The following is a 23,638-nucleotide window of genomic DNA, read 5'->3' on the forward strand; positions in this document are numbered from 1 at the left end:
CAAAATATTAATTATAAATATTTTTAAATACATATCTTAAATCAATAGGAGAATTTATTATGAAAGTTTTAGTTGTTGGAACAGGTGCCCGTGAACATGCTATTGCCGATGCCCTAAAAGATGATGTGGAATTATATTGCTACATGAGTAAAATTAACCCTGGTATGTCTAAAATTGCTGAATTCAAGCAAGGAGATGAAGGGGAAGTTGAAAAGGTAGCGCAATATGCTGTTGAAAATGATATTGAAATCGCATTTATCGGTCCTGAAGCCCCCCTTGGAAAAGGAATTGTGGACGAGCTTCAAAAGAATGGAATCAAATGTGTCGGACCGACACAGAGTGCGGCAAGAATTGAAACTGATAAATCATTCATGAGAAAACTCTTTGAAGATTACCAAATCGAAGGATCACTCGTTTACAAAGTATTTGATAACTCCGAAGACGTTTCCAAATTCCTGGATGAATTCGACCGTGACGTTGTTGTAAAGCCGGTCGGTTTAACAGGCGGAAAGGGAGTTAAAATTGTAGGCGACCATTTGAAGGATAATGAAGAAGCAAAAGAGTATTCCTGTGAAGTCATTGACAATGAAATGGGCGGTTTTGCTCAAGTAATCATTGAAGAAAGATTGATAGGTGAAGAGTTCACCATCCAGGCATTTTGTGACGGCGAACACCTCGCTCCGATGCCTGCAGCACAGGACCATCCTCACGCTTTTGAAGGGGATGTCGGTGCAATCACCGGTGGAATGGGATCATACTCCGATGTTGGAGGATTATTGCCATTTTTAAGCCAGGAAGATTATGACAAGGCCGTAGAGATAATGAAAGAAACTCTTAAAGCTATTGCTGAGGAAGCCGAACCCTACAAAGGAATCCTGTATGGTCAGTTCATGCTGACTGCCGACGGTCCTAAATTAATCGAGTATAATGCAAGATTTGGAGATCCGGAAGCTATGAACGTATTGCCGCTTCTAAAAACCCCGTTGGTTGACGTTTGTCAGGCAATTGTTGACGGTAATTTGGATGAAGTGGAATTTGAAGACAAGGCCAGCGTATGCAAATACATTGTACCTGACGGATATCCTGAAACCGAATATGCCGGAGAGCTTATTGAAGTAGATGAAGAGGCCATTGAAGATTTAGGTGCCAAAGTGTTCTACGCTGCAGTTTCTCAAGAAGAAGATGGTATTCACCTGTCCGGTTCAAGGGCATTGGGCATTGTAGCCAGTGGCGAAACCATTGAAAAGGCTGAAAAAATAGCTGAAAAGGCATGCGAATTTGTTAAAGGTAATGTTTACCACAGAAGAGATGTCGGTACAACAGAACTCGTCAACAAACGTGTCGAACACATGAAAGAAATTTTAAACTAAATTTCTTTTCTTTTTTTTTAATTTCATAATTTTACAATCTGTTCTTGATGATTCCATCAACCATTTGCCACATGGTTCACTACTTAAATTCATAGAAACCTTTAATATATATCTTTAACAAATATCTTTTTTTATAATGTTTATAAAGGGGAATTAGTAATGGGTAGTTTATTGTCTATTAGTGACATTAAAGATGATGTGAAATACATTTTGGATTTGGCTAGCAAAATAAAAGCGGGCGAAATTGAAGAAAGGCCTCTTGAAGGCAAGACATTAGCGATGATTTTCCAGAAATCATCAACAAGGACAAGGGTTTCCTTTGATGTTGGAATGTATCAGCTAGGAGGAAGGGCAATCTTTTTGTCCTCTAATGATTTGCAGATGGGAAGAGGAGAGCCGATTTCAGATACTGCAAAGGTCTTAAGCCGTTTCGTTGATGGAATAATGATAAGGGCCATAAAACATTCTGATGTTGAAGAGTTAGCCAAATATTCAGATGTGCCTGTTATTAATGGTCTCACAGATTTGGAACACCCTTGCCAGGCGCTTGCCGACGTGCTGACAATCAAAGAACATTTAGGTGATTGGGAAGGCAGGAAAATCTGTTTTGTAGGTGATGGAAACAATGTATCTAATTCCCTATTGCTGATTGCTCCATTGCTTGGTATGGACATGTCCCTGGCATGCCCTAAAGGATATGAACCTTGTGAAAGCATTTTAAAAACTGCCCGAGAATATGCTGAAGAATTCAATACTGAAATAACCATTACTGATGATATTGGTGTTGCCCTGGAAAATGTTGATGCGGTATTTACCGACGTTTGGGTCAGCATGGGTGATGAGGCTGAAAAGGCTCAAAGGGAAATTGATTTTGCTCCGTTCCAGGTAAACAATGATTTAATGAGTATAGCTAATGAGGGAGCTATTTTCCTGCACTGTCTGCCTGCAGTCCGAGGCCAGGAAGTTACAGCCGATGTGATTGACGGTCCTCAGTCTGTAGTTTATGATGAGGCGGAAAACAGGATGCATGCACAAAAGGCTCTTTTATACTACTATTTAAAATAGATTTTTCTATAGGGATCCTAAGATTGCAAACACGATAAAAATCCCGATTATGCATAAGCAGCAGCCTATCCAGTTGCTGTCATTATTTTTTGAAGTTGTTGTAGTCTGTTGGCTATTGGTATTTTGCTGATGGTTGCGGGCTTCTAGAACCTCCACTTTTTTAACGGTCTCTTCCTTTTTAAGTGTTGCTCCACAGTTTCTACAGAATTTAGCTTCATCCGGATTTTCTTCACCGCAGTTATAACAAAACATTGTAAATCCCTCTAATTACTATTTTTAAAAATATTATTAAACCGATTCCACCAATGAAACCTGTGATGAATCGTATGGTATTTGTACTTTCCCTTGGACCGAAATACTGTGTAAAACCGTCAATGGCTACCGGTATCATCAATATCATTGAGATTATCAGGGTGTTAATGTCATGATTAAGTTCAAAAAAGCAGTTCCAAATCAAAAACACAGCCAAACCTGCGTAAAAGCCGGTACATCTGGCGCAAACCGGAAACTGATGGCCTTTTATGAAAAAGCTTCTTTCGGGTATTCTGTGACATAGGTATTTTGTCAGTTCCATATCAATCATCACAATTTTAGTACATTTATTATATTTTTCAATAATTATATATATTTTTGTATTCAAAAGTAAATGTATAATATATAAAAAGGTTATTACGATGAGAGGCGGAGAAGCGATAATTGAATCCCTCAAAAATATGGGGGTAAAAACAATATTTGGTTATCCTGGTGGACAAACCATACCATTCTATGACATGTTATATGATGCAGATTTGGATCATATATTAGTTAGACACGAACAATGCGCTGCTCATGCGGCAGACGGATATGCAAGGGCTTCAGGCAAAGTTGGTGTGTGTTTGGCAACTTCAGGTCCGGGTGCAACAAACCTAGTCACTGGTATTGCAACCGCATACATGGATTCTTCTCCAATTTTGGCCATAACTGGACAGGTTCCTACTCATTTGATTGGTAATGATGCTTTTCAGGAAGCTGACATTATTGGAATTACAATGCCTATTGTAAAGCATTCATATCAACCGAAAAATCCGGATTTAATACCTTCAATGATTAAGTCTGCTTTTGAGATATCTGCAAGCGGAAGGCCGGGTCCAGTAGTTATTGATGTTCCAAAAGAAGTTCAAGAAGGTGAATTGTCCAAATTTGACGATTCTTTAATTGATACGCCAGGCTATAATCCAACTACTAAAGGTAATATTAGACAAATCAAAAAAGCTCGCGATTTAATCAGGCAAGCTAAAAAACCGTTGATTTTAGTGGGTGCAGGCGTAATCATTTCCGGTGCATGCAAAGAATTAAAAGAGCTTGCATACACAATAAATGCTCCTGTAATGACTTCACTTTTAGGTAAGGGAGCTTTTGATGAGACTGATGATTTGGCATTGGGAATGCTTGGTATGCATGGAAGAAAAGTGTCAAACGATTCAATCAACGAATCCGATTTACTGATAGCTATCGGTATAAGATTTTCAGACAGGACCACAGGCAGGTTGGATAGCTTTGCTCCTAATACTAAAGTTATTCACATTGACATTGACCCTGCCGAAATAGGAAAGAATGTGGATGTTGATTTGCCGATTGTAGGAGACGCTAAAAATATTTTAGGTTCACTGAATAAACTTTTAAATGATTATAAAGCATCTGATGATGTAAATGCTTGGACAGATACAATCAAGCAGAGAAAACAGGATTTGCTTCCTAGAGTAACATATGATGATGTACCTTTAAAACCGCAGACTGTAATTAAGGAAATCTCAGAGGTTTTAACTCCTGAATCCATTCTGACAACCGATGTCGGTCAAAACCAGATGTGGGCGGCACATTTCTATGACACACAAAAGCCCCGCAAATTCATATCTTCAGGAGGTCTTGGAACCATGGGATTCGGATTCCCGTCAGCTATCGGTGCAAAAGTTGCATGTCCTGACGATCCTGTTGTGTCAATAAACGGTGACGGAGGATTTCTGATGGTCTGTCAGGAATTGGCTACCGTTCGTGAATATGACATACCTGTAATTGCTGTTGTTCTGGAAAACAGGACCTTGGGAATGGTATATCAATGGCAAAGTTTATTGTATAATGAAAGACACTCCCAAACCCTGCTTGGAAACAGTCCGGACTTTGTTAAACTGGCTGAAAGTTTCGGCGTTAATGCAGTAAGAATAACAAAGCCTGGAGAAACCAAAGAAGCACTGTCTTCAGCAATTAAGGATAACGAGCCAATTTTATTAAATGTTGTAATAGACTCTGAAGAGGCACTGCCTATGCTTCCTCCCGGAGCAGGAATAAATGAAATGATTGGTGAATATAAACTCGAAAAGGATGTGATTTAAATGAATAAAAAGTATCATGTCATTTCAACATTGGTGGAAAATAAACCGGGGGTTTTACAGAAAGTGGCAGGAATGTTTAACAGGAGAGGTTTCAACATTGACGGAATCACTGTTGGAGTGTCTGAAGTTGAAGGACTGTCCCGTATGGTAATTACTGTTCATGCCGACAAGAAAGGTTTGGAACAGGTTACAAAGCAACTTAATAAATTAGTTGATGTTGTCAAGATTAAAGATATTACTAAAAATGCTGTCAAAAGGGAATTGTGCCTGATTAAGGTTCATGTTCCTAACGAAATAGCAAGAGCAGAAATAATGCAGTATACCAATATTTTCAGGGCAAATATCGTTGATGTTACAGAAGAGACATTAATAATTGAGTTGACTGGGGATACTGAGAAAATTGATGCTTTCATATCTTTATTGAAAGGTTATGGAATCAAAAAGATTTCACGTACCGGCCTTACTGCTATGGCAAGAGGTGTATAAGATGACTTTATTGGAGAATGTTTTAGAAGATAATAAGAAATTTGTTGAAAATTTTGAAGGCGAAGAAATGTCTCACCATGCACAAAAGAAACTGGCTATCCTAACCTGTATGGACTGCAGATTAATTGACTTTTTCGAACCTGCTTTAGGTCTTGAAAGAGGAGATGCAAAAATTGTTAGAAATGCCGGAAACTCTATTGTTGGTGAAGACGCAATTAGATCAATCGGTGCAGCTCTTTACAATTTAGGATGTGAAGAGGTACTTGTTGTAGGTCACACTGAATGTGGTATGGCTGGTGCAGATGCTGAAGCTTTAAAAGAAAAAATGCTCGCACGTGGAATTGCTGAAGAGGACATTGCAAAATACGATTTGGCTGAATGGATTGGCGGATTTGAAGACGAAGAAGAAAACGTTAAAAATGTCGTCGAAAAAATCAAAAACCACCCATTGATTCCTGATGTGCCTGTACACGGTCTCATAATCGATATTGTAACCGGTGAGTTGAAAGTTTTAGTAGATGGTTACTAAATCCATCTATTTTTTCTTATTTTTTACATTAACGGCTAATATTTCACTATTTTAATGTGTTTTGAAAGCAGGACATGTATATCCCGCTCTTTTTTTAAATTTTGATTTTCAAAAGGTAAGTGTTAATGTAAGTGGTGTTTGAAATTTAACATACATTAACGCTGAAGATGCCGTTATCTTATGGTAATTTTGCTTTTTGCGGATATTTTGTAGTTGCCGTTTGCGGATGAAATCACAACCTTGTGGCTGCCGATTTTCAGGAATTTGGTGTTAAGTTTAGCTATTCCTTTTGAATTGGTTTTGACAGTTTTTGTAATGTATTTTTTGCCGGTGAAGACTTTAAGTTTGACTTTAACGTTTGAAACTGCCTTTTTGGTGGCCTTGTTTTTAACGATCACTTTGAAATATTTGGATTTTTTGAATTTGCCGGTTACTTTCGGCGCTTTGACGGTTGTTTTTATCTTGTTGACTTTTATTGTGGTTTTTTTGCTGAATGAATCTCCTGTTGTTATTGTGACTTTATGTTTTCCTACTGCAAGATTTTTACGTGTTTTTAAAGTTGCAGTTCCATTTGATTTAGTGGTTACAGTATATTTTTTATATTTTTTACCTGTAAACACTTTAACGGTTAATTTAAAACCGTCCAGTGTGGAATTGGTTTCATTGCTGTTTAGTTTGATTTTTAAATTGCCTCTGTTTCCATATGTGGTTGTTATGGCAGGGGCAGTGATGCTTATCGGAATGGATTTCACGTTCAGCTCAATGATTTTGCTGTAGATATGGGCTCCAAAAGGCTCCGGAGTGAATATCATAAGTTTCACGGTTCCGCTTTTTTGAAGTGTATATCTAACTGTTCCGTTTTCATCGCTGTAGTAATTGAATGTTTCATTTGTTGATAGGTCTTTTATGTTGATGCATTCGTCTTCAAGCGGATTTCCTCGGGCATCTATTATGGTAACTGTCAATTTGTCTCCAACTGAATACAGCTCTTTTTCATCAATCAGCAGTTCGTCAATATTATTCGCATCAATATCGGTCACGTTAAGTTCTGTTATTTTGCTACCGTTAATCAGGTAACAGTTTTTAAAATCAAAACTGCTGTTGTAGTTTTTAAATATTTCAGACATATTTTCATCATTGGTGAGATTTGTGTTTTTCACAATGTTTCCTGTGTGCAGCAAACGCATTTTTGTTTTGTCAAGATTTGCATCAGTTATTGTAATGTCTGCGAATTTACAGTCAATAAATCCGTTATTTAAATTTGAACCGCTAATGTTCATGAAAGATTTTCTGGAATTCATTCCCTCATCGATTTTAAGTTCAAAATCGTCAAGCTCACAGTTTTCAATAGCTATTTTGTTTCCTGATGAGAAATATCCTCCCCTAAAGCTCATTGTATCGTTGATGAAATATGAGTTTTGGGCATTTAAAACAGGGAAGAAATAGTCAATGTTCAGGTTTGAGAGTGATGATGAATTTAAGGTTATGTTGGATGAGCCTCCTTTCCAGGCACCGTCTGTGAAACTGCAGTCATTGATATTGACGGTATAATATGTTAGTTCAAGTTTTGAGTTTGAAAAATTGCATCCGGAAATGATTAATGTATTGATCAGTTCGAATCTGGAGCCTCCTACGATTGCCATATATGTGCTTAAAAACAGATTGGATGATATTATATCTGATTTTTTAAATTCACAGTCTTCAATTTTGCTGCAGTCCGCTGTGTAGTCGTCCGGAAGCCAGCCCTGTGGAGTTTTGGTTTCGATTGTTGAGTTGATAAAAATGGAATTTTTGTAGGTGTTGTCCAGTTCATAGTTTGTTACTGTTGAGTTGATGAAATCACAATCGATAAAGTCCATGTTATGCCATTCGATTATGTTGATGTTTGTGAATGTCATGTTTTTTAACGTGATGTGCTTTCCAGTGTTTTTAATTTCATAGCCGTTTCTATATATGCCGAAACCTAATTCGGAGTATTTTTCCTTCTCGACGCAGCTGAAGTACAAAGATGAGTTGTTCCCATCGATTACAGTTCCGTCAGTCCCTTCAAAATTCAGGGATTTGTTTAAAATAATTTCACTATTTCCGGAAAGGTCATATTTCTTGCCTTCCAGTTTGATGGTATCGTTTTCAGCCGCATTGTCTATCATGCCCTTAATCTCATCAAAGCTTCCATCATCTGCCAGTGTGGCGGAATAGTCAGATGTGGGGTTGACATTTTCAACAGATATTGTGCTGTTTTCAGCGGCAGATACAATACCTATTGTCATGAATAAGATTAATGTCAGTATGGTTAATCTTAGAATTTTGTTCTTGATAGTATCACCTGTACTAGATATATTGATTGTATACACTTTAAACATTGGCTTTTTTTAAGTTACTTTTATAAATGTAGAAATTCATAAGTATTAATTGATATTTTATTAGATATCTTAACTTTTATTAAATTATTTAAAAGAGATGATTTTAAATGAAAATGTATTACGATGCAGATGTAAATACAGATGCTCTTGAAGGAAAAACCATTGCAGTAATCGGTTATGGTTCCCAAGGAAGAGCACAATCTAGAAACATGGCTGACAGTGGAGCTAATGTTATTGTTGGTGTAAGAGAAAACGGAAGTTCTTGGAACTTAGTAAAAGAAGATGGAATGACTGTAAAAACCATCGAAGATGCAGCTAAAGAAGCTGATATCATTCACATTTTACTTCCTGATGAAACCCAGGAAAAAGTATACAACGAACAGATTGCACCATATGTAGAAGCCGGAAACACTATTTCATTCTCTCACGGTTATAACATACACTTCGGTTTAATCAAACCTGATGAAGACGTAAACATTGTAATGTTTGCACCAAAAGGACCTGGATCCATGGTTAGAAGAACTTATGAAGAAGGATTCGGTATTCCTGGACTTGTTGCTGTTGAACAAGATGCAACCGGTGACGCATTGCAATTAGCATTAGGTATGGCAAAAGCTTGTGGTCTTACCAAAGCAGGCGTTTTGGAAACTACCTTCAAAGAAGAAACCGAAACTGACTTATTCGGTGAACAAACAGTTTTATGCGGTGGTATTACTGAATTGATTAATGCAGGATTCACCACTTTGGTTGAAGCAGGTTACCAACCTGAAATCGCTTACTTCGAAACCTGCCACGAAGTAAAACTCATCGTAGACTTAATCTATGAAAAAGGATTTGCCGGAATGTGGACCGATGTAAGTAACACTGCTGAATACGGTGGATTGACCAGAGGTAATAGAATCATTACCCAAGAAGCAAAAGACGGTATGAAACAAGTATTAACCGAAATCCAAGACGGTACATTCAAAAAAGAATGGCATGATGAAAATGTCACCGATGGCGCTAACTTAAAAGAAATGAGAGCTGCTGAAGGTAAAAAAGATATTGAAATTGTTGGTGAAAGATTAAGAAAAGCTTGTGGATTACAAAAAGACGATTAAACGTCTTTTTTCTTTTTTTATTTTTAAATCTTATTTTTTGTGATGATCATGGTATTTATTGGGATGGACCATGGAACTACTGGAATCTCTTTTTGCATAATGTCTGATGAAGGAGACATTGTTGATATTTTCAAAATCGGAAGGGAAGAAAGTAAAAGGGGTCTGGTTTCTGCAACAGAGGAACTTGAAAAACGTGTTGATTTTGAAGATGTCAAATTGATGGCCATTACCTATGCTATGGGTGATGGAATTAACAAGATCCTGCCGACCGATAAGGTTGAGGACAGGGGGATTCTGTCAATAAACGGCGCAGGTAAGGTGACCGGTGGTGGAACATCAGTATTTTCTGAACTGGAACAGCTGAATATTGATTCAATAATGATTCCTGGCCTTCATAAGGATTCCACTTCACTGGATGAATTGTTCAGGGCTGCATATTCTCATCAGGCAAGCCCGGAGAAGGTAAGCATTTCATACAATGCGGTCAAGGAAACAGGATGGTCCAATTTTATAGTGGCGGATATCTCATCCAACAGTGTTGACATTTTAATTGAGGACGGTAAAATCAAAGGGGCAATGGATGCCTGTGTTGGCGCTATGGGAATTGTCCACGGACCGATTGACCTGGAGATGATTAGAGATATCGATGAGAACAATGCATCTGCAAACGAATGCTTTTCTCATGCGGGAGCCATCAAGATAGCCGGCATTGACGGCAAGGTGGCAAATATGAAGGATCAGCTTCTTGAAAATTATAGAAACGGTGATGAGAAGGCGAAACTTGCCATCGATACATTGATAATGACCGTAGCCATGGAGATAGCAGGTCTTATCGCAGTATGTGAAAATGAAATAGAAGGCATCGTGCTTACAGGTTCAGTCGGCAGTGCAACAGAACCGTTCAATTTTGAAGATGAAATTAACAAATATTTCAAAAACAAATATGATTTGAAAGTTATTTCAAAAGAATCTGGAGCTATTGGAGCTGCTCAAATAGCGATGGATGTATATAATGGTAAAAAAGAAATTTTAGGAATTGAAGTTGATATTTAATTCCTATTTTTTGTCTTCTTTTAAACTGACAAATACCACATTTCCGCCTTTAATGGTTTCAAGGCCATTTTCATTTTCAAGGACAAGATTCAAATAATTATCAATAGCTATTACTTTTCCTTCGCTATGATTGTTATCTCTTAAATCGACACTAACGTACTTATTTTTAAATTGTCTAAAAAGTTTGTTTACATTTTCTTTATCTTGACTCATTTTTTCAAATCCTTGAATATTCTATTTTTATATTGATGTTTGCACTTTAAATACTTTAATGTTCTAAATATTAGTATGGCAATAAATCAATTAGAAAGTAATTTAGAAGCTATTACTCATACAATAGCTCAGTTAAAAAAAGATGGATGCACTGATGAAAAAATTTTAAACGATCTCAGGGAAGAAAGGGAAAAAATACTTAAAGATTTAAACTTATAAGTATTTTAAATCAACCATTCTTTCAATAGACTCATATCACTGGTTAAATCTATTTTTAATGGTGTTATTGTAGTCTTTTGATACTTGCGTAATGCATGACCATCGGTTCCGGGAGCATCTGATTCATATGGGTCGCCGCCAATCCAGTAATATGGCTTTTCACGGGGATCCAAACGTTTTTCGATTATCGGAACATACATTCTTTTTCCAAGTGTTACAACTTCAAACTCTTCATTTATAGGGTTTGCCGGAATATTCACATTCAGCAAATCGATTCCTTCAGGCAAGCCTTTTTTTAATATTATTTTAGCTATTTTATTAAGCATTTTTCCTGCAAAGTCAAAATCAATCTCCACTTCACCGGTATCGAACTTGATGTCGTCACGTGTCACTTCCTGTGAAATGGCAATTGTGGGAATGTTAAAGCTTGCAGCCTCAATTGCCGCCCCTATTGTTCCTGAGGTTGTAAGTTCGGCTTTTCCAAGATTGAAGCCGGTATTTATTCCAGAAACCATAATGTCCGGTTTTTCATCCATGATTTCAAAAAGGGCAAGTGTTACTGCATCGGTAGGTGTTCCGGTAACTCCATAGCCTTTACTTCCGTCTCTTAAAGTACGTTCATTAATTCTTAACGGTTCATTTAAAGTTAATGCATGACCTATACCGCTTTGTTGGTGTTCAGGAGCAACCACGTAGGTTTCGCATAATTCATCGACTGCTTTTTTTGCAGCCAGTATTCCTGAAGCGGTTATTCCATCATCATTACTTATTAATGCTTTCATATATTAATTAAGGCAGTTCTTTTTTTAAATAATTTTAGGTTGAAACATAATATAAAAAACTTTAATAATAATTTCAATTATAAAATATAATATTAGTATTCTATGAAAAAACACACAAGGGTGGAAACTTGGAAAAACCACAATTAATAAATTTTATAGCAAAAGTAATGGAGGACTCTGGTTTCAAGGTTTACAAGAATTTTAAAACCTCGCAGAAAGTCGTAGACATTTATGCTATACTACCAACAACAATGGGAGATTTTGGTGTAGTTGTAGCATGTAAAAACTATGACAAGGACTTTGAGATTGGAGTTGATGTATTAAAAGAAATGGAAGATGTCCAGCAGAGTTTAAAAGCTTCCAAAGTGACTATCGTATCCTCTTCCTATTTTTCCAATCAGGCAAAGAACTATGCCCTCAGGAAAAATATTAAACTGGTAGATAGGGATAATCTGCTTGAACTTGCAAAGCGTTATCAGGACAGGACCTCTCAAACAACTCTGGACAATACTCCTTATGACGGTGGAGCATCATATATTGAAGAAGATTATTCCGATTATGAATATGACGCTTCTGATATGGAATATTTAATGCAGAGAAGGGATGCACATCCTAACGTCTATAAGAGTTCATTATACAGACAAATAGATGAACCGAAAACTGGAGGTTTATCCTCCCTGTTGAATAGGGGCAGATCTTCTGTCGGAAGTCTTTCACGCGAACAGACAAATTTATACAACTATGCTTCCCAAAGAAATTCAAATTACCAGCCTTTGTTCTTAAGATTAATTAATAATCCAATAATATTAATTATTTTTGTTGTAATCGTTGCCTATGCGCTTGCTTACATATTCGGAAATCTATTGGGCATTGATGCAGGAATAACTGGTCTGGTTGAGATGGTTGTAGCATTGCTGCTGTCTTATGGTTTGTCTTTCTATACTGAGAGGAATAGTGATTTTGTAATTAAAGGAACATTCGTATTCTTTATTTCATTGATTATTTTGATTATATTAATTTTTGTTTAATTTTATATAATTAAAATTAATCATTATTAAAACAAATCCTATCAGATATAAAAACCAAATCATGATGTCTGTTGGTCCGGTTTCTATCCAAATCAATGTGTGTGTTAAAATCATAGAATAGATGCCGACACCAATTCCTTCTTTTAACTTATGGATTAAACCTAAAAACAGTCCCATCACTAACATTTGAACTGTAAGGCCAATATAGCCAAAGTCAAGCATTACAGGTCCGAACAGTGTGGATGTTGCACAGAACGTATATTTCATCACATATTCTCCGACAAATGTTCTCGGACTTCCGGATGAGAATATCATGCTTAGGATGTGGCCATGTGTAGTTCCGGCCAACGGAATGATTTTTTCAAACAGTTCCAATGTAAATGCCGCTCTGTAGAAAATAAGTTCCAGGGGATTCAATGTCCAGGTTTGGGTTGCAATTGATTTGGATGCGATATATCCGATTGCCATTATTCCCATCACGATGATTGCAATGAATATTATTCCGACTTTTCTGGATATTTTTTCAAGATAATAAAGTGTGATGAATGAGCTTCCCAGGATTCCCAAAACTGAAGTCCTGTATCCGTTCAGACCAAAAATCAAGGCTCCCAGAAGGACCAAAAGCAGATATTTTCTCTCATAATGCTTTGCAAGCAATATGTTAATCATTATCAAAAACAGAGGATAAGCTATTCTCCAGATGTTTGTTGTTGCATTTGCTTTCAGGGTACTGTTGAAAAGTGGAATTCCTCCAATCAATACAAGATTCAGGGTTTGCAGAGCCAAGGCTATTATGGTGAGTATTACGAGCAATTTTTCTGATAGAAAACCGACTTCCCTTGTATTTTCAGCACTGATTTTATACTTGACAAACAGTGCGCCTGCGCTGAAGACGATACATGCGAAAATGACTGTCAGAATGACTTGAGAGTTAAGGGGGTCTTCGAACCGGTAGTTAAATGAACCGATGTATCCCATCAATAGAAAAGCAAGAATTGCAACTACCACAATAAATGGCTGAAAATAATCTAGTTTTTCAAGCTTCATTTTATCCTCCGAGCTCTAGAGATGATATTGCAAGGTTTCCTCCAAAGTCAGGCATTGCCGCCACATGGGTATGGACATAGCTTGCAAGGGTATTTCTTTCCATGAATCCGTCCTGGTTGTTGTATGATCCCTTTCCCCTCAATATATTGAAAGCCATGTCATGCCTGATGTTATTTTCATCGACAAGGACTTTTGAGTAGTGGAATTCATGGCCATGGAACCTTTCACCCTTTTTGGAGATGATGTTGTCCTGTGTCACCTCGGCAATTGTATATTTCAGTGCCTGAACACGGTCTGTCAGGATTGACTTATACGGATAGACATCAACCACCTTATCGTCGTGGATGGAGTTCATCAGATACATAAGGCCTCCGCATTCGGCAAATATTGGCCTGTTTTCCAGATGGAACTGTTTGATGTCTGAAAGCATTGTCCTGTTTTGTGAAAGCTGCTTTGAAAAGAGTTCAGGATACCCTCCTCCGATATAGAGGCCGTCAACATCTGGCAGGTTTTCATCCTTCAGCGGTGAGAAGTACTCTATTTTGGCGTTGTTTGCTTCAAGAGCTTCGATGTTTTCCTTGTAATAAAAGTTGAAAACCTCATCAAATGCCACGCCAATCTTGACTGGCTGTTTGTTTAACTTATTCCAGATTGGAACAATCTCTGATGTGATTTTCGGAGCGCTTTTTGCAATTTCAACCAGGCGGTCCAAGTCGATTGATTCCTTGATTGTTTTGGACCAGATGTCAATGAATTTTAGAGAATTTTCCCTTTCGACAGCAGGAACAAGGCCCAAATGTCTCTGTTCAATTGAAATATTGTTGTCACGCACGATTCCGCCGATGACTTCTGTATCTGTCAGCTTTTCAATTGAACGCTTTGTCTTTTGGTAGTGTGCCTCATTTTTCACCTTATTTAGGATGACTCCGGCAATGTTGATTTCAGGGTCAAGGCTTTTGAAACCCAATACCAGAGCGGCTGCACTTTTGACAAGGCTCCTTGAGTTTATGATTAAAATAACAGGGGCGTTAAGGGCTTTTGCAACACTGGCAGTACTTCCTATATCATTGATGGAATCAATTCCCTCATATAATCCTCGAACACCTTCAATAACGGCCATGTCTTTTCCCTGCATGCCCTTTAAAAATGAGTCCCTGACCTGTCCTTCCTTCATAAAAAATGAATCCAGGTTTCTGGAAGTATTTCCAGTTGCTAAAGTGTGATAAGAAGGATCTATATAGTCTGGTCCAACTTTAAATGGCTGTACATTATATTTTTCGCTTAACGCTTTCATTATTCCGGTAGCGATTGTTGTCTTTCCGACCGCACTGCCGGTTCCTGCTAAAATAATTCTCATAATTATAGATTATATATTATGGATATATAAATTGTTTTTCAAATTTGTGCTAGATGTCATTCCAAAAAAACTTCAAAACCGAACAGTAACTAAGTCCTAAAATACTCTGTTAAAGCTTCATTTAAATACCATATAAATATAAAAAATATCATTTTATTGTATGAAAATTAAATTTCATGAAACCTATTGAAAAAACATAGCCAATAGTATTATGGCTTATACATCTAGCAGAGATATTGAATTATTTTTAAATCATTACCAAATTTTATATAATATTAAAAATAAAATTTAAATCATAATATATGGTGATATAATGAGAATTTTATTAATCCATTCTGATTATTTAAATTATAATGTAAAAAATAAAACACCTGTAGCCGAAGAAATCGAAGAAGCTAAAAAAGAAGGCTCCTTTGATGATTCTTTAGTAGTATTTACAGCTGTTGAAAAAGAAGACGAAAATAATCCAGAAGGTATTGTTAGTAATTTAGTTAAAGAAGTTATCAAAGCTAATGATCAAGTTAAAGCAGAAAATATTGTATTATATCCTTATGCTCACTTATCTTCATCATTAAGCTCTCCAAAAGTGGCTGTCGAAATATTGAAGAATGCGGAACAGGCACTTCTCGATGAAAACTTGACTGTTAAAAGAGTGCCTTTCGGATGGTATAAGGCATTTGAGATTTCCTGTAAAGGACACCCGTTGAGTGAACTTTCAAGAACAATAACCGCCGATGAGGATGAAAAGAAAGTTGAAAGAAAACCGTCCACCTGGCAAATTCTTGAAGGAAACAAAATCACCCAAATCGAAGACTTCAATTTTGAAAACAGAGCTTTCAAGCAGCTTGTTGACTATGAACTTGGAGTCGGCGCATCAGATGAGGGTGAACCTCCACACGTAAAATTAATGAGGGAAAAGGAGATTTGTGACTATGAACCGGCTTCCGATGTCGGAAACCTCAGATGGTATCCTAAAGGACGTTTGATTCGTGATCTTATGGCTGATTATGTTTACAATTTAACTGTTGACCGTGGAGCAATGCCTGTTGAAACTCCAATCTTTTATGATCTCGACAATGAAGCAATTTACCAGCATGCATACAAGTTCGGTGAAAGGCAATACAGAACAGACACCAAAAAGAATCTCATGCTCAGATTCGCATGCTGTTTTGGTGCATTCAGGATAATGGCAGATTCATACCTGACCTGGAAAAACTTGCCTGCAAAGATATATGAGCTTTCCACATACAGTTTCAGATTCGAGAAAAAAGGAGAAGTTGTAGGTCTTAAAAGATTAAGAGCATTTACCATGCCTGATTGTCATTCATTCTGTGCAGATGTTCCATCATCCCTGGAAGAATTCTCAAATCAGACTGACATGTGTATGCAAACCGGTAAGGATTTGGACCTTGACTTTGAAGTTATTTTCAGAGCCACCCAGGACTTCTTCGATGACAACGAGGAATGGATGTATGAAATCGCAGAAAAATTCGGTAAACCAATTCTTTTGGAAATCCTACCTGAAAGACATCATTACTGGGTATGTAAAATAGACCTGGCCAACATTGACGCTTTAGGCCGTCCGATTGAAAACCCAACAGTTCAGATTGATGTTGAAAGTGGTAAAAGATTCGGAATTACCTATTTGGGTGAAGACGGCGAGCAGCACAATCCAACAATCCTGCACACTTCCCCGACCGGAAGTATTGAAAGGGTTTTATGCGCAATGCTTGAAAAAACAGCATTGGAAATCAATGAAAGGGCTCCTATGTTGCCAACCTGGTTAAGTCCGATTCAGGCAAGGATTCTCACAGTTGGAGATGCCCACAAGGAATTTGCAGAAGAGTTATATCAAAAAATCAACGCTTCAAACATCCGTGTAGACATTGACGACAGGGATGAAAGTGTTGGTAAAAAAATCAGAAACGCTGCCAAAGAATGGATTCCATACATTTTTGTCGTTGGAGACAAAGAGGTTGAAACCGGTAAATTCCAGGTAACAGTACGTGAAACCGGTGAAAAAGTGGACATGACAGTTGACGATTTGATTGCCCAAATCAATGAGAAATGTGAAGGAAAACCTTTCAGAAAATTGCCTTTACCTAAGGATATCTCAAGAAGGATTAACTTCCAATAATTATATTTATCAATAAAAATAAACTATTAAATGTTATATTAAAACGGAGGAAATTTAATGGACCCAATGTATAAAATAGGAGAAGCTCTTATTGGAGACGGCCCTGAATTAGCACACATCGATTTATTAATTGGTGATAAAAACGGACCTGTTGGTCAAGCTTTCGCTAATGGTTTATCTACTCTTTCTGTAGGCCACACTCCTTTAACTAGTGTAATTAGACCTAATTTGATGACCAAACCGGCTACTTTAATTATCCCTAAAGTAACTGTTGGTGATTTAGAAGATGCAAGTAAAATATTTGGACCTGCACAAACTGCCGTTGCAAGAGCAGTTGCTGATGCAGTAGAAGATGGCTACATTCCAAAAGAAGACGTAGAAGATATGGTTATTAATGTAAGCGTATTTATTGATCCATCTGCTAAAGATTTCAGAAAAATCTATCAATATAATTATGGAGCAACCAAATTAGCTATCAGAAGAGCAATGGAAGGATACCCATCCATCGAAAAAGTACTTGCAGAAAAAGACCGTGGAACTCACCCAATTATGGGATTCAGAGTACAAAGACTTTGGGCTCCACCATACCTACAAGTTGCACTTGACTTGGATAATTTGGATGTAATGGAAAGAATTCTTGCAGATTTACCTAACAAAGAAAGAGTACTTATCGAAGCAGGAACTCCTCTCGTCAAAAAATTCGGTGTTGGAGTTGTTGGAAAAATCAGGGAATTACGCCCAGATGCATTCATCATTGCTGATTTAAAAACTTTGGATGTTGGTCGTGTTGAAGTTAAAATGGCAGCTGATGAAACTGCTGATGCAGTAGCTATTTCCGGACTCGGTACCCTTGAATCCATCAAGAAAGCTATCCATGAAACTCAAAAACAAGGTATTTACTCCATCCTTGACATGATGAATGTTAAAGAATTCGATAAAAAATTATCTGCAATACCTGATGACTTGAAACCTGACATTGTATTATTACACAGAAATGTTGATTTAGAAACCTGGATTAAAGAACATGGTGGTAATACTGAAGGAATGACCGAATGGGGTAACATTGAGAAGATTAAAGAAATCACTGGCAGTTTAGTAGCTGTAGCTGGTGGTATTACTCCTGACAATGTCGAAGAAGCAATCGAAAAAGGCGCAGATATTATCATTGCAGGCAGATACATTATCGGTTCCAGAGATGTAAGAAGATCCGCTCAAGACTTCTTGGCACACTTCGGACCTGACCCAGACAACATGAGACTTGCAATGGATGAAGACGAAAACATTGAAGAGAAAAAATAGATTAGATTTATCTAATTTATTTTCTTATTTTTTTTTAAAAGGAGTTTTTATTATGGGATTTTGTAATTCATGCGGAAGGCCAATCGTAAAAGAAGATTATGGAACAAATAAGGATGGTAGTTTAAATCCAGAGTTTTGTAAAGATTGTTTCCAGGATGGCGAATATACAGAGCCGGATATAACTCTAAATGAAATGATTGTCAGAAAAACAAAAGAAATGATGGAAAAAAATCCTAGATTGCCAGAAACTCAAGCTACTGGTATTACTGCGATGTTTATTCCAGGATTAAAAAGATGGAATCCTGAATTCCAAGATGATTATAACTCTTTTTAACTTCTTTTTAACATGAATTCCCTAACTTTGTTGGCAAGGAGTTCATCACGAGTTTTTGAATTTTTAATATTGTACAACTCTTCTTCTAAATCATTGTATTTATCAACCAGGTCATTGTATTCAAGACGAAGGGAATCATAATCTTTTTCCAAACCCTCATTAATTTCATATATTTCAGCGTAACTGGTTTTTGTATTTAGATTTTCTTGTTTTAACAAATCATATTTTGAGCTTACCTGGTTGTAGCTTTCTTTAATTGAACTGTGTTCTTCCCTTAAAGTGGAACACTTGGTTTTGAGATTCTTATTTTCTTCCTTAATGCTTGAATATTTGGTTTTGAGGTTTTCGTTTTCAGTTTTAATGTTGACGAATTTGGTTTTGAGGTTTTCGTTTTCGATGATCAATTTGGAATGTTTATCTTTAATTAAATTATTTTCATTCTTTAAATCGTTGATGCTATCCTCATGTATGGCATTCAATTTGTTTTCCATTTCAGCCAAATTGGAATTTTTTTGAGCAAGTTCCGCTTTTAATTTATTAATTTCATTTTGAAATTCAATTGTGGATGGGTTTAAATTCTCTTCTAGTTGTCTTTCCAATTCCTTCACTTCCTCAACATGTAAGTAGTTTGCTATTTTCAGTGCTTTGTTTTCTTCAGTTAAGCTTTTAAAAGTTTCAATTTCTCCATTAGGTATAATTAGCACTTCTTCTTTGTTTTGGTAAATGTCTTCGTGTTTCGGTACTGTAATTTGAATCTGTTCTGTGGTGTATTTTTTCCTCTCACCATTTTTTAATGTCCTGTTGTATTCTCTAGAATATTTTTTTACAATACCTTTACCAACTTTCATAGTTAAATCCTCATTTTTATGTTATGTTTGTTTTTAATTATATATTTTACCTATATATTCTGTTTATTCCATTATTTCAAATCAAATGTGTAGTATAGGATAAGTTTAAAATATAAAGTTATAATTAATGAATTGTTTACAGTGGTCATGTGCAGAATAATGTTGGGCATTCAATCTTCAACTTATTTTTTTTTAAAAGTATTTAAGAAGTGCATTACAAAGTATTTTCATGAAAATTTTTGGTATTTGTGCTAGCCCTAGAAATAACACGACTGAATATGTTTTAAAAAATGCTTTAAGTCAGCTTGAGCAGGACGGATTTGAGTATGAAATGTTTACCTGCCAGACTAAAACCATTAAACCGTGCATGCATTGCGATTATTGTCTGGAGAACAAGAGATGCATCATAGAGGATGACATGCTTGAAGTTTACAAAAATCTTCAGGAGGCTGACGGAATTATTTTGGCCACTCCTGTTCAAAGCGGAGGGATAAGCAGTAATTTGGCAGCCATAATGGACAGGACAAGGGCATTGGAAGCTATTGATTATAATCTGCTTCGAGGAAAAATTGGAATGAGCATTGCTGTTGGAGGGGACAGGACAGGCGGTCAGGATTTTGCCCACCTTAAAAATGTAACATATTTCATGATTCATGGAATTATCCCCGTAAGCGGAGGACCATTCGGTTCCAATTTAGGGGCATCATTCTGGTCAAATGATTCCATTGAGGATATTAAGGAAGACGATTATGGAATGGAGTCTTTGAACAGGACTTTACATGAATTTAAAAATTTTCTAAATAAATATATTTAAATATTAAAATCAAGTTAAATTAATAATAAATAATTTTTTTAAAGGTATATCATGGCAAATAAGTTAGTAAGAGGCAGTTTGATAATTTTCATAGGTAATATTATTTTCCGTATCGGAGGTTACCTGTACCGTTTTTTAATGGCTACACTTTTGGGACCTGTAAACAACGGTATTTTGGGAACCACAATGTCCGTTCAGGGAATTTTTCAGACTTTAGCTTCAGGAGGTCTTCCTCCGGCCATATCCAAATATATTGCGGAATATGAGGCTGTTGAAGATCATAACATGGCCAGGCAGACCATTTATACGGCATTGAAAATGATGGTTTTCCTGGGACTGCTATTGGGATTTTTGATGATATTTGTCATTGCTCCATTGCTGGCCAATAATTTCATGGGCAAGCCTGAAGTAATGGTTCCATTGCAGATTATCGGTCTGATTACTCCGTTCAGTGTTGTTTTAGGTGCATTTAGAGGTGCATTTCAGGGAGTATACAAGATGGAATATATCGTCTATACCCGTGCTATCGAGCAGCTGTCAATGATTTTATGTGCAACAGCATTTGTCTTAATAGGTTTTTCTGTCATTGGGGCTCTATGGGGTACTGTAATAGGTTATGCCCTTGCGGCACTTTCATCCGTACTGATATTTAAATTTTTCATGCCGAAATATATCCCAAATCCAACCGGTGACTTTGAGTTTCCATTTAGAGAGGAGTTGAAATTGGGCATAATGCTCGTTAAGTTCTCTATTCCTGTTATCATTACAGCAATTGCTGAAATGCTTATTTATAACATCTGTACACTCATTATGGGCAGATTTTTAACATTGGAAAGTATCGGTTTTTTCACAGCCGCAGATCCTATTGCCAGATTGCCTTTGATGATTTCTATTTCTGTAGCCACTACAATCCTGCCGGCTTCTTCTGAAGCGTTCAAGCTTAAGGACATTTCTGCACTTCAAAAATATGTCGGCGAATCATATAAGATTTCACTGCTCTTTGTAGTTCCGATGTGTATTGGCCTTGCACTGTTTTCAGTACCTATTTTAAGGTTGCTATACTTTAAGATACCAGCTTATGCTGCCGGTGCTCCCGCTTTGGCAATACTGTCCATCGGTATGACTTTTTATTCAATATTTGCAATATCAACAAGTATTATCCAGGGTATTGGAAACCCTAGAATTCCTATGTATATTTTAATTTTCGGTTCCATAATCACTGCAGGCCTTTGCTGGATATTTGCTCCGATTTTGGGAATTGCAGGTGGTGCTGCGGCTACAACAATCGCATGTTTCTTAATGATGGTTCCATGCATCTATTTTGTATTCAAGCTGACCAAGACAAAAGCGCCAACCAAACCGGTCATTAAAATATTGTCCGCTACTGCAATAATGGGTATTGTCGGGCTTCTGATTCCAAAAACCACATTATGGCTGTTCCCTGGAATACTGGTGTGTATGGTTGCCTATTTCTTTGCATTGATTCTAGTCAAATTTTTCACAAAAGATGATATAGAAACTTTAAGGGGATATGCCGCCAAATTCGGTCCGTTATCCAAAATAGTTAATAAACTGCTAGACTTCGTGGAAAAAATTGAATTTAGAAATAAGTAATGGTAAAGCTATTTATATATAAAATACAAATATTTATCATATTATATGATTGGGGGATTATATAATGGCTGATGTGAGTGCAGGTGTTGAATATAAAATCAATGTAGATGGAAATTCTTTCTTATTGGACAGTAAGAAATATCAGCTTTTAGAATACATTTTGGACACTGGCTCTTTAACTCAAGCAGCAAAGGCTATTAATGTTTCTTACAGAACTGCCCTAAACTACATTGAGAAAATTGAATCAACACTAAACGTTAAAATTGTAAATACAACTAAAGGTGGAAAAGGTGGGGGTGGAGGAACTACCCTTACTGAAGAAGGATATTCTATATTAAAAGAATGTAAAAAGATTAACGCAATTATGGAACTTCATAAGGACGTTAATGAAATAGAAGCTGAAATTGTCGATGTTGATACTGTTAAAGGCGTAATGACAATTAAGATGAACGAGTTCATGATCAATGCTCCTTTAAACAGGAAATATGAAATTGGAGATAGGATACTGGCATTAATCAGTTATGACAATATCTTTTTGATGCTGGAACCGCAGACTTCAAGCATACGCAATATTCTTAAGGGCCAGATAGTTGAAATGAAACTTGAAAATGAGATTATTCGCGTCAAAGTAAATGTTGGCGGAGTTACATTATGCTCAGACATTACAGTTTCTGCAGAAAAGGAATTAAATCTTAACATTGGAAAAGAGGTATATGTTGGATTTAAGGCAATGTCTGTTGCCACTCTAAAGTTATGAGGATGATTTGATGTTACAGATTTTAGTTGATGAAGATAAATGTATTGCTTGCGGTAAATGTGAAGAGATTTGTCCAAAATCTGCTAAAATTTGGAAAATCACTAACGTTGCACATATATTGGATTTAAGATATTGTCATGTTTGTACACTATGTGCAATGGAATGCCCTACAAACTGCATTAAAATTATACGTCCGGGCGAAGATGCTTGAATGCTTAAAGGTAAAATCAATTTAAATATAGGTTAGATTATGACAAGAAATTCTAATGTTTCAAGAAAAACTTCAGAAACAGAAATTGCTATAAAGATGAATCTCGACGGCAGTGGGGATTACAATATTTCTACAGGAGTGAATTTTTTTAATCACATGCTGGAATCCTTTTCAAAGCACAGTATGATTGATTTGGATGTTCAAGCCGTCGGTGACATTGAGATAGATGACCACCACACCATTGAGGATGTTGGAATATTGCTTGGTGAAGCATTCAGTGAAGCTATTGGTGATAAGAAAGGAATTAAAAGAATGGCACACGCCATTGTTCCTATGGATGAATCTGTAGCTACCGTTGCAATTGATATAAGCGGACGTAGCTATTGCAATATGAATCTTAACTTTAAAAATGAAAAGATTGGCGACATGACTTCAGATATACTGATTCACTTTTTCGAATCCTTTGCAGGCAGTGCAAAAGTAAATATTTACGGCACTGTTGAAGGAGTTAATGATCATCATAAGGCTGAAGCTATTTTTAAGGCATTTGCAAAGTCTTTAAAAGAAGCAATTAAAGTGGAACATGATCAGATTCCATCTACAAAAGGAGTATTATAACTCCAATACTTTTTCTTTTTTTCTT

At 36.6% G+C, this 23,638-nt stretch carries 25 protein-coding genes; 17 read left to right on the forward strand and 8 right to left on the reverse strand.

Annotated features, from left to right (window positions below):
- Positions 1-59: 59 nt before the first annotated feature.
- Positions 60-1,370: a phosphoribosylamine--glycine ligase gene (gene purD / locus QZU83_RS05845; protein ID WP_295610426.1), complete on the forward strand. Its 1,311-nt coding sequence runs from the start codon at positions 60-62 to the stop codon at positions 1,368-1,370.
- Positions 1,371-1,529: 159 nt separating this feature from the next.
- Entirely contained in the window at positions 1,530-2,435 is a 906-nt protein-coding gene (gene argF / locus QZU83_RS05850; RefSeq protein ID WP_295610428.1) for an ornithine carbamoyltransferase, read from the forward strand.
- A gap of 6 nt (positions 2,436-2,441) precedes the next feature.
- Here the strand turns inward: argF and QZU83_RS05855 are convergent, their stop codons facing one another.
- Both QZU83_RS05855 and QZU83_RS05860 read right to left on the reverse strand, forming a co-directional pair.
- Positions 2,442-2,687, reverse strand: coding sequence for a zinc ribbon domain-containing protein (locus QZU83_RS05855; RefSeq protein ID WP_295610430.1), 246 nt, complete (start codon positions 2,685-2,687; stop codon positions 2,442-2,444).
- The gene (locus tag QZU83_RS05860) at positions 2,674-3,018 is read right to left on the reverse strand and encodes a DUF2085 domain-containing protein (RefSeq protein WP_295610432.1); all 345 of its coding nucleotides are present in this window, start codon (positions 3,016-3,018) and stop codon (positions 2,674-2,676) included. The genes QZU83_RS05855 and QZU83_RS05860 overlap by 14 nt, the downstream gene beginning before the upstream one ends.
- Positions 3,019-3,109: 91 nt before the next feature.
- Here QZU83_RS05860 and QZU83_RS05865 point away from each other — a divergent pair, with 91 nt between their 5' ends.
- Genes QZU83_RS05865 through QZU83_RS05875 form a run of 3 tightly spaced genes read left to right on the forward strand, consistent with a single transcriptional unit; the run spans position 3,110 to position 5,819 of the window.
- A complete protein-coding gene (locus tag QZU83_RS05865) occupies positions 3,110-4,804 on the forward strand; it encodes an acetolactate synthase large subunit (protein ID WP_295610434.1) in 1,695 nt (564 codons plus the stop codon).
- Positions 4,805-5,290, forward strand: a complete 486-nt coding sequence (gene ilvN / locus QZU83_RS05870; RefSeq protein WP_295610436.1) for an acetolactate synthase small subunit — start codon at positions 4,805-4,807, stop codon at positions 5,288-5,290. It begins immediately after the preceding gene.
- A gap of 1 nt (position 5,291) precedes the next feature.
- The gene (locus QZU83_RS05875) at positions 5,292-5,819 is read left to right on the forward strand and encodes a carbonic anhydrase (RefSeq protein WP_295610437.1); all 528 of its coding nucleotides are present in this window, start codon (positions 5,292-5,294) and stop codon (positions 5,817-5,819) included.
- 173 nt (positions 5,820-5,992) lie between these two features.
- Here QZU83_RS05875 and QZU83_RS05880 read toward each other — a convergent pair whose 3' ends face one another.
- The gene (locus QZU83_RS05880; RefSeq protein ID WP_295610439.1) at positions 5,993-8,089 is read right to left on the reverse strand and encodes a hypothetical protein; all 2,097 of its coding nucleotides are present in this window, start codon (positions 8,087-8,089) and stop codon (positions 5,993-5,995) included.
- Positions 8,090-8,289: 200 nt separating this feature from the next.
- Between QZU83_RS05880 and ilvC the strand changes: the two genes are divergently transcribed.
- Both ilvC and QZU83_RS05890 read left to right on the forward strand, forming a co-directional pair.
- A complete protein-coding gene (gene ilvC, locus QZU83_RS05885) occupies positions 8,290-9,282 on the forward strand; it encodes a ketol-acid reductoisomerase (protein ID WP_295610441.1) in 993 nt (330 codons plus the stop codon).
- Between the two features lie 48 nt (positions 9,283-9,330).
- Positions 9,331-10,335 (forward strand): methanogenesis marker 12 protein, encoded by a 1,005-nt coding sequence (locus QZU83_RS05890; protein ID WP_295610443.1) that lies wholly within the window; start codon positions 9,331-9,333, stop codon positions 10,333-10,335.
- 3 nt (positions 10,336-10,338) lie between these two features.
- On the opposite strand, the gene QZU83_RS05895 is transcribed toward QZU83_RS05890, so the two are convergent.
- A complete protein-coding gene (locus tag QZU83_RS05895) occupies positions 10,339-10,548 on the reverse strand; it encodes an LSM domain-containing protein (RefSeq protein ID WP_295610444.1) in 210 nt (69 codons plus the stop codon).
- Positions 10,549-10,623: 75 nt separating this feature from the next.
- Between QZU83_RS05895 and QZU83_RS05900 the strand changes: the two genes are divergently transcribed.
- A complete protein-coding gene (locus QZU83_RS05900) occupies positions 10,624-10,767 on the forward strand; it encodes a hypothetical protein (protein WP_295610446.1) in 144 nt (47 codons plus the stop codon).
- Between the two features lie 5 nt (positions 10,768-10,772).
- Here the strand turns inward: QZU83_RS05900 and surE are convergent, their stop codons facing one another.
- Entirely contained in the window at positions 10,773-11,549 is a 777-nt protein-coding gene (gene surE / locus QZU83_RS05905) for a 5'/3'-nucleotidase SurE (RefSeq protein ID WP_295610448.1), read from the reverse strand.
- Between the two features lie 128 nt (positions 11,550-11,677).
- On the opposite strand from surE, the gene QZU83_RS05910 reads away from it, so the two are divergent.
- Positions 11,678-12,577 carry a restriction endonuclease gene (locus QZU83_RS05910; protein ID WP_295610450.1) on the forward strand — a complete coding sequence of 300 codons (900 nt, stop codon included), beginning with the start codon at positions 11,678-11,680 and terminating at the stop codon, positions 12,575-12,577.
- Here QZU83_RS05910 and QZU83_RS05915 read toward each other — a convergent pair.
- Both QZU83_RS05915 and cfbB read right to left on the reverse strand, forming a co-directional pair.
- On the reverse strand, positions 12,563-13,624 hold the full coding sequence (locus QZU83_RS05915; protein WP_295610451.1) for an oligosaccharide repeat unit polymerase family protein: 1,062 nt from the start codon (positions 13,622-13,624) through the stop codon (positions 12,563-12,565). The genes QZU83_RS05910 and QZU83_RS05915 overlap by 15 nt on opposite strands.
- Position 13,625: 1 nt before the next feature.
- Positions 13,626-14,981, reverse strand: a complete 1,356-nt coding sequence (gene cfbB / locus QZU83_RS05920) for a Ni-sirohydrochlorin a,c-diamide synthase (RefSeq protein ID WP_295610453.1) — start codon at positions 14,979-14,981, stop codon at positions 13,626-13,628.
- Between the two features lie 313 nt (positions 14,982-15,294).
- Between cfbB and QZU83_RS05925 the strand changes: the two genes are divergently transcribed.
- From QZU83_RS05925 to QZU83_RS05935, 3 genes are all read left to right on the forward strand, one after another.
- Positions 15,295-17,118: a threonine--tRNA ligase gene (locus QZU83_RS05925; RefSeq protein WP_295610455.1), complete on the forward strand. Its 1,824-nt coding sequence runs from the start codon at positions 15,295-15,297 to the stop codon at positions 17,116-17,118.
- A 66-nt stretch (positions 17,119-17,184) separates the two neighbouring features.
- Positions 17,185-18,417, forward strand: coding sequence for a bifunctional 5,6,7,8-tetrahydromethanopterin hydro-lyase/3-hexulose-6-phosphate synthase (locus QZU83_RS05930; RefSeq protein ID WP_295610537.1), 1,233 nt, complete (start codon positions 17,185-17,187; stop codon positions 18,415-18,417).
- A gap of 52 nt (positions 18,418-18,469) precedes the next feature.
- Positions 18,470-18,751 carry a zinc ribbon domain-containing protein gene (locus QZU83_RS05935; protein WP_295610457.1) on the forward strand — a complete coding sequence of 94 codons (282 nt, stop codon included), beginning with the start codon at positions 18,470-18,472 and terminating at the stop codon, positions 18,749-18,751.
- On the opposite strand, the gene QZU83_RS05940 is transcribed toward QZU83_RS05935, so the two are convergent.
- Positions 18,748-19,599: a phosphoserine phosphatase gene (locus QZU83_RS05940; protein WP_295610459.1), complete on the reverse strand. Its 852-nt coding sequence runs from the start codon at positions 19,597-19,599 to the stop codon at positions 18,748-18,750. The two genes, QZU83_RS05935 and QZU83_RS05940, sit on opposite strands and share 4 nt — an antisense overlap.
- A 229-nt stretch (positions 19,600-19,828) precedes the next feature.
- Here QZU83_RS05940 and QZU83_RS05945 point away from each other — a divergent pair, with 229 nt between their 5' ends.
- The 5 genes from QZU83_RS05945 (at position 19,829) to hisB (ending at position 23,613) form a co-directional block, all read left to right on the forward strand.
- A complete protein-coding gene (locus QZU83_RS05945; RefSeq protein WP_295610460.1) occupies positions 19,829-20,413 on the forward strand; it encodes a flavodoxin family protein in 585 nt (194 codons plus the stop codon).
- A 51-nt stretch (positions 20,414-20,464) separates the two neighbouring features.
- Entirely contained in the window at positions 20,465-22,027 is a 1,563-nt protein-coding gene (locus QZU83_RS05950) for a flippase (RefSeq protein WP_295610462.1), read from the forward strand.
- 64 nt (positions 22,028-22,091) lie between these two features.
- Positions 22,092-22,784, forward strand: coding sequence for a winged helix-turn-helix domain-containing protein (locus QZU83_RS05955; RefSeq protein ID WP_295610464.1), 693 nt, complete (start codon positions 22,092-22,094; stop codon positions 22,782-22,784).
- Positions 22,785-22,794: 10 nt separating this feature from the next.
- Positions 22,795-22,995, forward strand: a complete 201-nt coding sequence (locus tag QZU83_RS05960) for a 4Fe-4S binding protein (RefSeq protein ID WP_295610466.1) — start codon at positions 22,795-22,797, stop codon at positions 22,993-22,995.
- 39 nt (positions 22,996-23,034) lie between these two features.
- On the forward strand, positions 23,035-23,613 hold the full coding sequence (gene hisB, locus QZU83_RS05965; protein WP_295610468.1) for an imidazoleglycerol-phosphate dehydratase HisB: 579 nt from the start codon (positions 23,035-23,037) through the stop codon (positions 23,611-23,613).
- The last annotated feature ends 25 nt before the right edge of the window (positions 23,614-23,638 follow it).

Source organism: uncultured Methanobrevibacter sp., from assembly GCF_902771435.1.
GTDB lineage: Archaea > Methanobacteriota > Methanobacteria > Methanobacteriales > Methanobacteriaceae > Methanocatella.